The organism is Colwellia sp. 12G3, assembly GCF_002836775.1.
GTDB lineage: Bacteria > Pseudomonadota > Gammaproteobacteria > Enterobacterales > Alteromonadaceae > Colwellia.
This window is the reverse complement of record NZ_PJAQ01000003.1, coordinates 15,116-29,827: the sequence shown is the minus strand read 5'-3', so window position 1 is coordinate 29,827 and position 14,712 is coordinate 15,116. Positions and strand designations below refer to the sequence as shown.

The following is a 14,712-nucleotide window of genomic DNA, read 5'->3' as shown; positions in this document are numbered from 1 at the left end:
CTAATTAATTGTTCAACGAACAAAAAATAAAGCCACTTAATAGAGTATAGACAGGTCTAAATCTTTAAAAATAAAGCTTAAGGATTAAGTGAGGAGAACGGATAGTCTTTCGTTTTAGCATTTTGCTGCTTTTCAACAACTTGAATAGCCGTGAGTAAAGCCAACCCTTGCCATGAAGGTGCGCCATTAGTCGCGCTCTTGCCATAAAGATGTTGCTGTAAATCATTAAGGGCAGTGGCAAAGCTTTGTTCTTGAACAATCGCTTGAGCTTGGGCAATGTTATTTATTACTAGTTCTGAGTTGTTACTCATTAGTAATTGCTTAAGCCAAGGCAATATTAAATTCAGCGCTTGCTCGGCATTATTTTTCTTACAAGCTGCTAATAAGGCGAGATACTGATTACTTGAATTATTTTTATGTTTTGCTTGTTTAGACCGTGATTGTCTACGCGTAGCATCATTTTTATTAAAATAAATGATATGAACAAACCATGCAAAACTTGTTAATAACCATAAGCTAAGAAATAGCCATTGCAGACGTTTATCTTGAGCAGATACTAGAGTGTTCTCAGTATGAGCCTGTTCCGCTAAATTTTCAGGACTGTTGGACGAATGATCAATCCTGCTGGTTTTTTCATTAAAGTCACTCGGTAAACTAGCCGTTATGGTACCTTCAGCAGCTTGTACTGAAATAGTCTGTGATGGCAACGTAGCCTGTTCAATTCTATTGGTTATTGTATTGAACCAAGTAACATTCATTTCAGGTAATAAAAACTCCCCTGCAGCACTGGGTACTAAGGCAAAGTTTTGTACTTTTTGGCTGACTAATCGGTCACTGTTTAGGTTAGCATGCAGTTCAGCTTGATCAGGATAAATTTTTAAACCACGGCTGCTTTTCATTTCAATTTTTGGTAATTGTGCTTTTGAAAGACCTGCAGCAGTTAAGGTTATCGTACGTGTAATAGGCTCGCCAACGGTAAATTGGTCTTTACCTGCTTGCCACTCTTGATGCAGCGTCAGTATGTCAGTTGGTAACCATTGGGCATTACTTGGGTAGTTGGCTGGTATAGGTAAAACAATAATATTTAGTTCATCGCCTACAATGCTAACTGGCGTGGTTTGGGCAAAACTCAAAAAACTCGAACGGCGTTTAGAGGCTTGTAATATTTCACCTGAAAATAGTGGAGCTTGCAATGTAAATTCACCACTTTGCTCAGGCGTAATGGCATAGGTTTGCTCAATTACGCGGTAACGTTTACCGTTGATAATATTATCAGACTGCTTATCTTGGCCTATTTTTTCGATGGAAGCGCCCGTTAAACTTGGCTCAGTTAAGTTGCCACTTTTAAGTTCAACAGCAAAGTGTAGTTTTATCGATAAGGTCAATAATTGTTGTACATAAACTTCATTACTGGATAACTCACTGGTAATGAAAATATCAGTTTGGTCACTGCTGCCGGTATCTTTAGTGGCGATGATAGTTAATTCTACCGGCTCACTTTGTTGATTTTCAATGGTCAAAGCTGGAATGATAAATTGCCCAGCATTACGGGCAATTAAAACGACTTGCCATTTAGTAATACGGCTGGTTTTAAAGTTGATCATACTGGTTTGTGAGCTAACCGATGTTTGACCGACAATAAAGTCACTAAGCAATGGACTGGTATCCAAAGCATTACGATTAACATCGTCATCAGCAGTAACGGTTAATAATATCGACTCATTAATCATCGCAGGGTTTTTATCAACAACTGCAGTAACTTTAGATAAAGCATAGGCATTATTGCACAATAAAAAGGTAGCCATAATTAGCAGGGTTCGCATAAAACGCTGCAGGGGATAATACGGTAATTTAGCTGTTAAATGCATTGAAAAATTTCTTACCACTTTTTAGTTACTCCTTGGGACGCACCCTCATTTCGGCGTTTTTGGTATTCGAGGCGCATTTTGTTTCGTAATAATAAATAAGGGTCGTCTGTTACCTTATTTAATAGTTGTTGGTGTTTTTGCTCTGTTTCTTGAGCTTTGCTGTCTATGGCTTGTTGAGCTAGCGACTTTTCTTCGCCTTGTTGTTCTTCATCAGATTCTTTAGCTTGAGCAGCTTGTTCTTCTTTGTCTTTTTGCTCTTGTTCTTTTTGTTTAGCCTCTTGGGATTGCTTATCGTCTTGATTGTCTTGTTGTTCGCCTTCTTTTTCATCAGGATTACTTTGTTGCTGCTCATCTTTGGACTGATCTTGAGATTGCTTTTCACCGGCCTGATTTTGCTGATCACCTTGTTCATCTTTTTGCTCTTGCTTGTCATCTTTTGACTGATCTTCAGAGTCCTGATTTTCTTGGTCACCTTTAGATTGCTGTTCTTGTTTTTCTTGCTGTTTTTTAAGCGCTTCTAGTTTTGCTAAATTATCTTTGGCATCGTCTAAGTTAGGATCTTTTTCTAGCGCTTTTTTATAGGCTTCAATCGCTTCATCAACTTTTTGAAGCTGTGCTAGTGAATTGCCTTGGTTATAGAGTGCTTGAGCGCTATCACCTTGCTTAAATGCTTGTAATGCTTGTTCATAGTCACCAGCTTTATAGTGGGCACTGCCTTGCCATTGGCTATCTTCAAATTGCTTAGCGGCTTGTTGATAGTCTTTTTGTTGGTAGTGCTGTTGTGCTTGTTGGTCTGACGTTTGCCATAAATCTTGCCAAAGCTGACTAACGTTGCTAACACCTGATTCGCTATTAGACTCAGCAATAGCAGCTTCTGTAGCAGATGTTGAGGTGGCAGTAGTTTGAGTGTTGCTAGGCTCAGCAGCATAACTATTAGGGCTAAATGTGGTGAAACTAAACAACAAGGTCAATGGCATTAGCCAGGTTATTGCCAATATACTGGTGCCGCGACGAAAGTAACCTAAGAGCAGTGGCAGTATGAAGACCAGTAACCAAGGTCCTTGCTCATGGTATTGATCACCCTGCATTGCTTGCTTACTCTTAGATTCATTTGCATTATTTGATGACTGGGACTCTAAGGTGTCATCAAGGCTAGCGCTTAAGTGAGCTGTTAGCTTTTTAATGTCTGAGTCATCATTGGTCATGGTGTGATAAACGCCTCGGCCACGCTGAGCAATTGCCGATAGTCGACCTTCAGGTAATTTAGGAATGACGATAGCCCCCCTATTATCTTTGAGTAACTCACCGCTAGTTAGTTTTATTGGTGCGCCAGTTTTACTTCCCACACCTAAAATATTTACTTTATGATTGTTATTGTTTGCCCAATTATAAACATCTGACATTTCTTCATTATCAATATCATCAGTAAACCAATAAATGTCGCCGCTAATATGTCCCGCATTTTTCAATGTTTGATCCGCTAAGGTAAGTGCGGTCAAGGCATTCGCCCCAGGAACAGGCATAATATCAGGTGACAGTGAAGGTAAAAGTAACTCTATATTTTTAACATCTTGCGTTAATGGACTGATAATAAAGGCATCACCAGCATAGGCAATTAAACCAACATCACCTTCGTTGATCTTCTTGAGTAAATCAATGGCTTTATAACGGGCACGGGTTAATCGATTAGGTTTCACATCCGTTGCATACATGGAGTAAGACATATCCATAATAAGTACAGCGCCACGCTCTAGTTGATAAACCGGTTGCGGTAACTTTTGCCAAGCAGGTCCCGCTAGGGCGAATATAATGCAGCAACCAATAACACTAGGTTTTAACCAATATCGTGTTTGTGATGAAACGTTTGCTGATTGCGCTGTTTGGCTTGATTGATTCTGCGAATTCTCCAATAAAGCGTTCGCTAAATGACTAGGTAAAAAATGCTGCCAAGGTGATTGGTAATAGCGAATTTTTTTCAATAAAAATAACACTAAAAATAATGCGAAAAAGGCTAATAACCACCAAGGACGAATAAAGTGGAAATTATTGACCAAGCCTTCGAAGGTAAAACTTTCCAAAGTGAAGTCGCTAACTGCTTGGCTAAAGTCAGTGAATAAGTTTGTCTGTTGAGCTGACATATTATTTACCACCCATAACGTGAACATCACTTTTATCTATGTTTGTCTTCGTGCTTTTAGTGGGTAATAAGAAGCTGAAATGTAAACTCAGTAAATAAATAAAACAAACTAACGCGGCAAAGGCTAGCGGCCAATAATATAAAGCACTAAGCGGGCGCATTTGTTGTTGCTCTTGCTCAATAGGTTCAAGTTTATCTAATAAACTATATATTTCACTCATGCCTTGGCTATCTCGGGCGCGAAAATATTGCCCTCCGGTTTTTTCGGCAATACTTGCCAAACTTTTTTCATCTAAGTCACTTGAAGGGTTAATACGTTGTGTGCCCCAAAGTGAGCGCTGTAGCATAACATCGGCGCCAATACCTACGGTGTAGATAGTAATCCCCTTTGCCACCGCTAACTCTAATGCTTGCTCAGGGCTAATTTTTCCTGCGGTATTTTGACCATCAGTCAAGAGTAATAAAACTTTGTTAGATTCTTTTTTTGCATCAAAACGTTTAACTGCGAGCGCGATGGCGTCACCAATAGCTGTTTTTCTACCGACGAGGTTGAGCTCACTTTCATCTAACATTTGCTTCACTGTTTTTCTATCAAAGGTCATCGGTGTTTGCATGTAAGCATCATCGGCAAACAATATTAAACCGAGTCGATCGCTCACTCGGCGCTCGATAAAATCACCGAGAACAACTTTAAGCATCTGTAAACGGTTTACATTACGGCCATTAAGACTCATATCCTCTATTTCCATGCTGCCAGAAAGATCGACGGCAATCATCATTTCGCGGCCTTCACTCGGTATATCTATCGCTTCACCAAGCCATTGTGGTCGACAAATAGCCAGTACCAGTAAACCCCAGCAAAGAGATAAAACAATCAGCGGCGCTTTGCGTTTTTGCTGATCGCTCACCGAATTACTTGATACATTAATAAGCACAGGCATGATCAGTGCGCTTTGCTGGTTGGCACTTTTTTTAGCGGGTAAAAAATAGATGATGAAGGGCAGCGGTAATAGGGCTATTAACCAGGGCCAAGCAAAACTTATCATGCGCTTAACTCCTGTTCTTGTTTTTGGGACACCAATTTATTAAAGGTTGCTGGTTTATCAACAGACATAGGCTCGACAATACCAAGAGGTCCCATAATAGGAAGCGCATGCGTTAGCCAGAGTTTAGTGGCTTGTAAACAGTCATTATCAATATCGGTTGTTGCTGTTGCTATTTTGGTTGGCGAAGCTTGATATTGAGCTTCAAAAGCTGCGGTGCTTAACTCAATAAAGCTCGCTTGATGTTTTTCAGGTAATTGTTTCTTTAAAAAGTCCTGAAAATTATCACCATAAAGCTTAGCTAATTGTTGACGATTAACGTACTGCATAGCAGCCCATTTCAATAATGTAAGGCATTCTTTAGCGTTCATCGAAGGGTTGTGCTCTAGTGCTGTTAATGCCTGTTGTTTGCTGGCATTTAACCGTCTACGTTGTTTGAATTTCTTAAAAGACCACACAGCACTCATAACAATGAGTGCTAACAATAACCACCAACCGGGTGCGATAGGGTAATTACTCACCTGCTCGGGTAGATGAATATCGTGTAACTGTAATGATTGACCTGGCGAAGTCGGAGAGTTTGTCATAGCCATTATAAAGAGACCCCACTATATTTTAATTGCTGCTCTAGGGTGTCACCAGCAGTAAAGTGAATTACGCGGGCACCTGCTGATTGCAACAGTAACTGCATTTTTTCACCTTGTGCAAACGCTTTTTGTTGGTATTGCTCTGCGGTATTGTTATCGCCTAATGTTAACTGTTGTCGGCTCTGGCCATCGGTAATGGTTACTGCTAATTTCAGGTTACTTTCAGGCAACGCTTGCTCTAGTGGGTCACTAATTAAGCAAATAACTAATTCACAATGTTTACTAATTTGGCTTAGGTGTCTTAATGCATGAGGAGCGTTTTTTTCATCGCGAAGTGCATAACCATCGGTGATCAAGTAAACAAGTGAGCCGGGCTTAGCAAGATGTCGTAGTCGTGCACAATGTTGATCAAAATGATGTTGTGGCGTTGTAACGCTTTGGTTTAACGATTTTTCATCATCTAATGCGGAATTATTTACTTCAATTGGCTTCTGTTGTTTTTGGTTGTTTAACGTGGTTAACGCATGTAAATAATGTAACACACCGGCTTTACGACTACGCGGCTTTAGTTCTATATGCTGATCATCACAAAATACTAAGCCACCTATACGATCTCCACGGCTTTTTGCATGCCAAGCAACCAATGCTGCTAAATGAGCACTTTGTACTGATTTAAACAGAAGTTTGCTGCCAAAATGCATATTCTGACTCAAGTCAGTGGCAATCAGTACCGGTCGTTCTATTTCTTCTCTAAAAAGTTTAGTGTGGGTTTTACCTGTACGGGCAGTTACACGCCAATCAATGGCACGAACATCATCACCTGTTTGGTAATGACGAACTTCGTCAAATTCCATGCCACGGCCTTTACTACGGGATAAATAATTACCCGATTGTTTTCCACGAATATTCTTTTTACCAGCCAAGTCAATCAAGCGGCTTTTACTTTGGTACTGCAAGAGTTCCTGCATCGATAAATCTATGCCATTACTATATAAGCCAGCGAGTAAGGATTGAGTAACCTCATTATCCAAACTATTTGAAGACGATTTTTTTTGACGATTAAACCACATAAAGTAACTCTACTTGCTCATTTTATATTTAACAGTAAGTGCTGCGATGGATAGTTATTAGCGTTACAACGCTACGTTATAACGGCTAAAGACTAACAGCTATCAATTAAGCAACAGCAACTTGGGTTAAAATATGATCAAGTACTTGATTCGCAGTAATACCCTCTGCCTCAGCTTGATAGCTTAATAAAATTCTATGTCGAAGCGCATTGTGGAAAACGGCTTGAATATCTTCAGGACTAACAAAATCACGATTATGCAACCAAGCACGCGCTCGGGCACAACGATCTAAAGCAATGGTGGCACGAGGACTAGCACCATAAGCAAGCCAAGTAGCTAACTTATCATCATATTTTTCAGGTTGGCGGGTCGCCATAATCAAATCAACGATATAACTCTCTAAAGAAGGCGCCATATGTATATTCAATACTTGTTCACGCGCAGAAAAAATTTCACTTTGACTTAAGGTTCGTAAGCTACTTTCTTTTTTCTCTGCAGTTTTATCACCATGATTAGCATTTGATTCTAACGCTTCACCACGATTTAGCTTCAGTATTGCTAATTCACTTTCCGCGTCAGGGTAGCCTATTTCAATATGCATCAAGAAACGGTCTAATTGAGCTTCAGGCAGCGGGTAAGTGCCTTCTTGCTCAATAGGATTCTGCGTGGCCATGACTAAAAATAATTCAGGTAAGTCATACGTTTTACGGCCCACGGTTATTTGTCCTTCTGCCATTGCTTCTAATAAAGCGGACTGAACCTTAGCTGGGGCACGGTTAATTTCATCGGCAAGCACTAAGTTTTGAAACAAAGGACCGGGTTGAAAAACAAAAGTGCCATCTTCTGGTCGATAAATATCGGTACCGGTTAAATCTGCAGGTAATAAATCTGGGGTAAACTGAATTCGATGAAAGTCAGCTTCTAATCCTTGTGCTAAGGCATTAACTGCTCGCGTTTTTGCTAAACCGGGTGGTCCTTCAACAATTAAGTGACCATTCGCTAAAAGGGCAATAAGCAAATTCTCAACTAACGCTTCTTGACCAATAATTTGTGAAGATAAATGTTGTTTTAACGTAGAAAAATGTTCAATTGCCATAGGGATAAATTCTTTTTATATTAGTCGTTGTAAGATGAAACTTAGTGATAACTTAATCTTGCCACTCTATAGCAGCACTATTTTATCTAACCGTTATACTAAGGGAAAAGTTAATATAATATTTTATATAAGGTTTTTATGAAAGAAAACAAGTGATACGTAACAAAATTTATCTGAACTTTAGATTCATAATGTGTGAAAAGTTGTCATTAGTTTTTTTTGATCTCAGGTAATGATTGAAATTTTTCGAGAGTTAGTTAAAATCAAGGTAGCTTCAAGAGGTCAGACCTCTTGGTTTTGAATATATTTGAATTATAAATACTGAGTGTGTGGAGTAATAAATGACAATAAAAAGACTAACAACTTCTACGGGTGAGCGCATAGCAATCGTTGCTGGCTTGCGTACTCCGTTTGCTAAACAAGCAACGGCTTTTCATGGTGTACCAGCAGTTGACTTGGGCAAAATCGTTGTTAACGAATTATTGCAAAAACACGACATTGATCCGGCGATAATTGATCAACTCGTCTTTGGTCAAGTAGTACAAATGCCGGAAGCGCCAAACATTGCCCGTGAAATCGTTTTGGGTACTGGCATGAATGTTAATACCGATGCTTACAGTGTTTCGCGCGCCTGTGCGACAAGTTTTCAATCAACGGTCAACGTTGCTGAATCTATTATGGCTGGCCACGTTGATGTGGGTATTGCTGGCGGTGCTGACTCATCATCAGTCGCACCAATAGGCGTTTCTAAAAATCTTGCTCGCACCTTAGTTGATTTGACCAAAGCAAGAACCTTTGGTCAAAAGCTTTCATTACTTAGTCGCCTCGGTTTAAAAGACTTATTACCAGTTTCGCCTGCAGTAGCAGAATACTCTACCGGTATTTCTATGGGACAAACGGCAGAGCAAATGGCGAAAACATATAATATATCTCGTCATGATCAAGATGCTTTAGCACATAGATCACACACGCTAGCGACACAGAGTTGGCAGGAAGGTAAATTAGCGGCTGAAGTCATGGCGGTACATGCAGAACCTTATAAAAACTTTATTGATAAAGATAACTGTATTCGAGAAAATTCTGTTTTAGAAAGTTATGCTAAATTAAAACCCGTATTTGATCGCAAACATGGCACAGTAACCGCTGCAACAAGTACACCATTAACTGATGGTGGCGCGGCTATTTTATTAATGCGTGAAGGCCGAGCGAAAGAGCTAGGTTATAAGCCACTAGGTTATATTCGTAGTTTTGGTTTTGCTGCTATTGATGTTTGGCAAGATATGTTGATGGGTCCAAGTTATGCTACGCCAATTGCGTTGCAACGTGCTGGTATGAACTTAGCTGACTTAGATTTAATTGAAATGCATGAAGCATTCGCAGCCCAAGCACTAGCAAATATGAAAATGTTTGCGAGTAGAAAATTTGCTCAAGAACACCTTGGTCGTGATCAAGCGATTGGTGATATTGATATGGATAAGTTTAATGTAATGGGGGGGTCGCTAGCCTATGGACATCCATTCGCGGCAACGGGCGCTCGACTAATTACCCAAACCCTTAATGAATTAAATCGCCGTGGCGGTGGTGTTGGTTTAACTACGGCTTGTGCTGCGGGTGGTTTAGGCGCAGCAATGATTTTGGAGACAGATTAATGACTGAAAAAACAAATTCAAACAATAATGAAGAGAATGCTGACGTAAGCACCGACGTTGTTGAAACTACCCAAGCAAAAGTGAGTGATGAAGCTACTTCAGTCAAATCAACAGACAGTGCCTTTACTTTAGTTCGCCATGATAATGGTATCGCTCATTTAGTGATAGATGTTGTTGGCGAAAATGTTAATACGCTTAAAGCGGAGTTTGCTGAGCAAATTAATGCAGTACTAGCTGATATTAAAGCCGATAAATCGATTACGGGTATCGTGTTATGCAGCGGTAAGAAAGACTCTTTTGTTGCAGGCGCAGATATTAATATGCTTGATGCTTGTCAAAGCCGTGAAGAAGTTGTTGCCCTATCTCGTCAAGGGCAACGAATTTTTTCTCTGTTAGAGCAATTGCCTATTCCTATCGTTGCCGCTATCGATGGTACCTGTTTAGGTGGTGGTTTAGAGCTTGCTATGGCATGTCATGCCCGAGTTTGTAGCGATAACCCTAAAACAGCACTGGGTTTACCTGAAGTACAATTAGGCTTATTGCCTGGTAGTGGTGGTACGCAACGCTTACCTAAGTTAGTTGGCTTACAAAAATCATTAGACATGATGCTTACGGGTAAGCAATTACGCGCTAAACAAGCACTTAAATCAGGCTTAGTTGATGATGTTGTGCCAAGCAGTGTTTTGCTTAACGTTGCAGAGCAACTGGCAATATCGTTGCAAAAACGCGGTAAAAGTCAGGCTAAGCGCAAGCAAGGATTAATGGATAAGTTGTTAGAAAACAACGCTGTTGGACGAAATATTGTTTATCAACAAGCGCAAAAAACGGTACTAGCAAAGACCCAAGGTAATTATCCTGCGCCCGCTAAAATTATTGATTGCATTCGCACTGGTATCGAGTTTTCGCCTGAAAATGGCTACAAATTAGAAGCCGAGCATTTCGCTGATCTTGTAATGAGTGATGAATCTGCTCAGCTACGTCAGTTGTTTTTTGCGACAACGGCAATGAAAAAAGAGCAGGGTGTTGCTGATGTTATGCCAACAAAAATAGCAAAAGCAGGCGTTTTAGGTGGTGGTTTAATGGGCGGCGGCATTGCTTTTGTCACAGCCACTAAAGCGAATATTCCTGTAAGAGTTAAGGATATTAGCCACAAGGGTATTAGCCAAGCATTAAAATACAGCTATCAAATACTGAATAAAAAAGTTAAACGTCGATTTTTACTTAACAGTGAAATGCAAAAACAGTTAGCCATGATCACTGGTAGTGTTGAATACACAGGTTTTAAAGCCCTTGATATTGTTGTTGAAGCTGTTTTTGAAGAGTTAACTTTGAAGCAAAACATGGTGGCTGAAGTTGAAGCCCACGGTAATGATAAAACTATTTTTGCCAGCAACACCTCCAGTTTACCAATAGGAAAAATTGCTGCTAAAGCAAAACGTCCTGAAAATGTTATCGGACTGCATTACTTTTCACCGGTGGATAAAATGCCGTTAGTGGAAATAATTCCCCATGACAAAACCTCAGACCAAACAATTTCGAATACGGTAGCTTTTGCTAAAAAACAAGGGAAAACGCCTATTGTTGTTAAAGACAAAGCGGGTTTTTATGTTAATCGAATTTTGGCGCCTTATATGAATGAAGCGGCTATTTTGCTTCTTGCTGGCGAGCCCATTGATAAAATAGATAAAGCGCTGGTTAAATTTGGTTTCCCAGTAGGCCCTATGCAACTGCTTGATGAAGTAGGTATTGACGTTGGCGCTAAAATTGGTCCAATCTTGCAAGCTGACTTAGGTGATCGTTTTTCACCACCAGCGGCTTTTGATAAATTACTCGCTGATGGCCGTTTGGGTAAAAAAGCACGCAAAGGCTTTTATCAATACCAAAAGAACAGCTTTGCTAAAACCTTACTTAATCGCTTTAAGGGGATTAAGTCGGGACACAAACTAGTGGATGATACTATCTATAGCTTATTAAGTGTTAAGCCTATGGGAAGCTTGTCAGCAGCAGAAATTAGCAAACGTTGTACTTACATGATGCTAAATGAAGCGGCACGCTGTGTTGATGAAGGCATAGTACGCAATGCCAGAGATGGTGATATTGGTGCTATCTTCGGTATTGGTTTTCCACCATTTTTAGGTGGGCCACTACGCTATATTGATAAAATTGGTGCTAAGTCAGTGGTTGCGCAATTAAGTCAATGGGCGGAGCAACATGGTGAACGTTATACCCCGTGTGCAGCTTTAGTTACTATGGCTGAAAATGATGAAAGTTATTACGCTTAGATTCAAATAACCAGGACGTATAGTTTAATCAAAAAAATAATAAAAAGGCTGTTGAGACTTTTTAAATGTAACCATTTAATTAACCTCAACAGCCTTTTTTGATCTTTAACCCTTAATTTTTAGTACTTTATCGGGCTTGCTTTAACAAAGGCTTCAATATCTGTGATTGTTTCGCCATCAGGTTTTTGTGCCTGTTCGAGCAAGTCACTTTGTGAATACAGAATAAACCGATCAGGCTGGCAAGCGCTGACTAAACTGCTTTTCACAAATGTTTTTACTTGCGCTAGCGTTAAGTTTAAAACCGCTTCGAGTAAATTTTCTTTGTGCGTAAATTCTTCATCTTTATTACAAATTGCCGCCCAAAAACGCTGGCTTTTAATACGTAAATTGTGATCTTTTTCTTGTAGTTGGCTCGCTAAACCCTGCATTAAGTGTTGCCATTGCTCATCACCCATCTCATCGAGAACACTAACACTGTCGCTGATAAACTCATCCATGGCTTGTGCTAAGGTGAAAGCATCACAATGGGGTGACTGAATATAAAAAGCGATACCAGGATAGCTGTTAATAGGCACATAACCGACCCCGACTAAATAACCATACTGTTTTTCTGTGCGCATTTGCTGAAAAAATAAAGGTGATAATATATGGCTAGTGATCATAGCAAGTGCTACAGAGTTATCATCTTTGTGCTCAAACGCTGTATAGATAACACAAGCATGATCGTGCTCAGGTAAAATAATGGGCAGTAAGAGTGTTTTTTTACTCGCCATATCTGTTACGGGGCACAGCATGGCGTATTTTTCGTTTACATTATCTTGAAAAGCTTGCTCAATGGTCTCGCATAATTGTTGAGCATGATCAATCCGCCAATTACCGTGAATGAGCACTTCTAATGTCACTTGTTGAAACAGTTGCGTAGTAAAATGCTGATATTGACTAAAACTTACCTGACTAAGTGCTTGTGCTAATGCTTTGCTCGTAGGATTATTAGGTTGCATTACAGAACTTAGCGTAGCGAATAACTGTGAAATAGATTTACTTTTTTCATTATTATTCCAATGTTTAACCAACTGCTGCTTGAACAAGCTAAAGTGATCTTCTGTTACCTGATGGCTCTTTAATCGCTTTAACAGTTTATTTAATAACAAGTGTTGGTTTTCACTGTACCCAGATAATTGTACCGTTACGCCACCTTGGTGGGCGTATAAATGATAATGAATACCCGCTAACTCTGCTTCGTAATTTTCTTCAATCACGGTATCTGTATACAAATCGACAAATAAACGCGTCATAGCAATATTAGCGACACTGGCCACAACAAAAGGTGAATCAATACCTATATATAAGTAACCTTTGGGCACTTTAAAGGTATGATCTTGTTTATACCAAGCGACTAAACCATTTTGATTTATAATTTTTTCAGGAAGTACGGGTATTTCCTGAGTCGCGTCTCTATTTTTTTCACTGTGATAAATTATTGGTTCTTCAATAATATAAGGATTTTTGTCCGGTAAATACAAGCCTTGTACATGCGATTGGTCCGTTTTGTCAATACCACGCCAGTGAGCTAATTGTTGCTCAGTAATAGGTGTGACATGGTATGGGACTTGGTACCAAAAGCTATTTTTGGAAAATTTATTCTGTTGGCTAACATGCATGAGTCGCATATTATCTACGTGTAAGTAACTGAGTAATTTTTTGATGTTGGTTCTAGACATACCCGACATAACATAATCACCAAAAATATAATCCTCTTCTGGGTAATACTGCATGTTGATGACTAATTGACTAACACTGTCAAGTGGACGCATTTTTTCATGATAAATAAAAGCGAGCTTACTAATCTTTTGCTTTTCTTGATAATAGTGTTCTGCTAATTCGGTATTTTTTAGCAGAGCGATATAGGTTAATACTATATCGATTACCTCATTAATATGGCCTTCACCTAATTCAGTTAATGCGATACTGATATTGAAATCTTTAAAATTAGAGCCGTTAATACCTGAGCCTGCAGTTAATGCTAACGCCCACTGATGCTTTTTAAGTAACGATAAAATACTACCTTCACCCTCATGCCCTAATAAATAAGCAAGAATAGATTCTGGTTTATCTTGGTAATATTGATCAATGCTTTCCATAGCAAAACTGATAATCAATTGATGATCATTTTTAACCGGGCAGACATCAATTTTAATTTTTTGATGTATGGGTAAATATAAAGGTTGAGAAATTGTAGGCAGTGGCGCTTGTGCAGGCTGGATTGGACTGAAAAGTTGCTCAGCGAAACGTTTAAGTTCGTCTAGCTCTTGAGGTCCTTCAAGCGCTAGGGTCATATAGTCTGCGCGATAAAATTGTTGAAAAAAGGCCTGTACTTCTTTGCTTATATTTTTCCCACATCGGTCGGCTAACGTATCTAAGTTACCCACAGAAAATTGAGAGAAAGGGTGTTTAGGGTTAATGGTATCTTTGTGAACATCATATAAACGCCTAATATCATCTTTTAATTTTAATGTGAACTCAGCATCGATATTTTCACGCTCTTTAACGACAAAATCATCAGCAAGTAACGGGGCAATAAAAAACTCACTGAATCGCTCTAGTGCCGATGAAAAGTGTGTTGCGGTAATATCAAAGAAAAAGCAAGTATGTTCAGTGCCAGTCCAGGCATTATGATTTCCACCATGCTGACTTATAAATTTTTGATATTCACTGCCATCAGGAAAGTTTTTTGTCCCTAAAAACAGCATATGCTCTAAAAAATGCGCTAAACCTTGCCTATCTCTAGGGTCATTAAAGTGGCCGACATTAACAGCCAAAGCCGCGGCTGATTTAGCGGTTTCATCGTTATGAATAAGCAGCACGCGTAAACCATTGTCTAGAGTAATTGCTTGATATTGTTTTGAATCATTGGGACTTTGCTTCAACACTAAGGCTCCTAGGAACACTTTAAACGACAAAGCGTATGACGGGAATATGG

Annotated in this window: 9 protein-coding genes; 2 read left to right on the top strand and 7 right to left on the bottom strand. The window is 39.5% G+C overall.

All coding sequences use genetic code 11. The features are described 5' to 3' along the window. Positions 1-77 precede the first annotated feature (77 nt). The 6 genes from CXF71_RS00975 to CXF71_RS00950 all read right to left on the bottom strand — a co-directional run bounded on the left by CXF71_RS00975 (position 78) and on the right by CXF71_RS00950 (position 7,801). Positions 78-1,868: a BatD family protein gene (locus CXF71_RS00975; protein ID WP_232771330.1), complete on the bottom strand. Its 1,791-nt coding sequence runs from the start codon at positions 1,866-1,868 to the stop codon at positions 78-80. 11 nt (positions 1,869-1,879) lie between these two features. Beyond that, positions 1,880-4,006 (bottom strand): VWA domain-containing protein, encoded by a 2,127-nt coding sequence (locus CXF71_RS00970; protein ID WP_101231180.1) that lies wholly within the window; start codon positions 4,004-4,006, stop codon positions 1,880-1,882. Between the two features lies 1 nt (position 4,007). After that, complete coding sequence (locus CXF71_RS00965) at positions 4,008-5,051, bottom strand: vWA domain-containing protein (RefSeq protein WP_101231126.1); 1,044 nt, start codon at positions 5,049-5,051, stop codon at positions 4,008-4,010. Continuing rightward, positions 5,048-5,641: a DUF4381 domain-containing protein gene (locus tag CXF71_RS00960; protein WP_101231125.1), complete on the bottom strand. Its 594-nt coding sequence runs from the start codon at positions 5,639-5,641 to the stop codon at positions 5,048-5,050. Before CXF71_RS00960 ends, CXF71_RS00965 begins: the two co-directional genes overlap by 4 nt. After that, a complete protein-coding gene (locus CXF71_RS00955; protein WP_101231124.1) occupies positions 5,641-6,705 on the bottom strand; it encodes a DUF58 domain-containing protein in 1,065 nt (354 codons plus the stop codon). Before CXF71_RS00955 ends, CXF71_RS00960 begins: the two co-directional genes overlap by 1 nt. Before the next feature lie 106 nt (positions 6,706-6,811). Further along, positions 6,812-7,801, bottom strand: a complete 990-nt coding sequence (locus tag CXF71_RS00950; RefSeq protein ID WP_101231123.1) for an AAA family ATPase — start codon at positions 7,799-7,801, stop codon at positions 6,812-6,814. 341 nt (positions 7,802-8,142) lie between these two features. Here CXF71_RS00950 and fadI point away from each other — a divergent pair, with 341 nt between their 5' ends. Both fadI and fadJ read left to right on the top strand, forming a co-directional pair. Beyond that, positions 8,143-9,450, top strand: a complete 1,308-nt coding sequence (gene fadI / locus CXF71_RS00945; RefSeq protein ID WP_101231122.1) for an acetyl-CoA C-acyltransferase FadI — start codon at positions 8,143-8,145, stop codon at positions 9,448-9,450. Then, on the top strand, positions 9,450-11,732 hold the full coding sequence (gene fadJ, locus CXF71_RS00940; RefSeq protein WP_232771329.1) for a fatty acid oxidation complex subunit alpha FadJ: 2,283 nt from the start codon (positions 9,450-9,452) through the stop codon (positions 11,730-11,732). Before fadI ends, fadJ begins: the two co-directional genes overlap by 1 nt. 119 nt (positions 11,733-11,851) lie before the next feature. Here fadJ and CXF71_RS00935 read toward each other — a convergent pair whose 3' ends face one another. Continuing rightward, positions 11,852-14,662: an insulinase family protein gene (locus CXF71_RS00935; protein WP_101231121.1), complete on the bottom strand. Its 2,811-nt coding sequence runs from the start codon at positions 14,660-14,662 to the stop codon at positions 11,852-11,854. Between the last annotated feature and the right edge of the window lie 50 nt (positions 14,663-14,712).

Excerpts from the sequence above, each read along its gene's own strand:
- CXF71_RS00965 (WP_101231126.1), bottom strand. The coding sequence starts at position 5,051 with ATGATAAGTTTTGCTTGGCCCTGGTTAATAGCCCTATTACCGCTGCCC.
- fadJ (WP_232771329.1), top strand. The coding sequence starts at position 9,450 with ATGACTGAAAAAACAAATTCAAACAATAATGAAGAGAATGCTGACGTA.
- CXF71_RS00950 (WP_101231123.1), bottom strand. The coding sequence starts at position 7,801 with ATGGCAATTGAACATTTTTCTACGTTAAAACAACATTTATCTTCACAA.
- CXF71_RS00975 (WP_232771330.1), bottom strand. The coding sequence starts at position 1,868 with ATGCATTTAACAGCTAAATTACCGTATTATCCCCTGCAGCGTTTTATG.
- CXF71_RS00970 (WP_101231180.1), bottom strand. The coding sequence starts at position 4,006 with ATGTCAGCTCAACAGACAAACTTATTCACTGACTTTAGCCAAGCAGTT.
- CXF71_RS00955 (WP_101231124.1), bottom strand. The coding sequence starts at position 6,705 with ATGTGGTTTAATCGTCAAAAAAAATCGTCTTCAAATAGTTTGGATAAT.
- CXF71_RS00960 (WP_101231125.1), bottom strand. The coding sequence starts at position 5,641 with ATGGCTATGACAAACTCTCCGACTTCGCCAGGTCAATCATTACAGTTA.
- fadI (WP_101231122.1), top strand. The coding sequence starts at position 8,143 with ATGACAATAAAAAGACTAACAACTTCTACGGGTGAGCGCATAGCAATC.